At 52.6% G+C, this 230-nt stretch carries 1 pseudogene; it reads right to left on the bottom strand.

The features are described from left to right. Window positions 1–2 precede the first annotated feature (2 nt). Window positions 3–230: pseudogene (locus tag HBA93_RS24005) on the bottom strand (MBL fold metallo-hydrolase); the annotation flags it as partial.

Genomic DNA, 230 nt, shown 5'->3' with positions numbered 1-230 from the left:
AATCAGGCTTCCGGAATACGTGTCACAAAGACAGTGGTAACCGGCTTTTTGCCCCAGACATCATTAGCTGCAGCGCGTACTGCACGCCGTGCAGCTTCACGTACCAGTTCAAGATCCTTACGACGCGCGCGCGGAATACTGTCAACGGCACTCATCACAGCATCATAAAGCAGATCCTCGATCAGATTACGCTGTGAATCCTCCTCCGGCAAACCAAAGGCAACCACTTC

This window comes from Ochrobactrum sp. SFR4 (genome assembly GCF_019730395.1).
Taxonomy (GTDB): Bacteria; Pseudomonadota; Alphaproteobacteria; order Rhizobiales; family Rhizobiaceae; genus Pseudochrobactrum.
The sequence above is the reverse complement of the archived record's forward strand: the minus strand, read 5'-3'. Positions and strand labels throughout refer to the sequence as shown.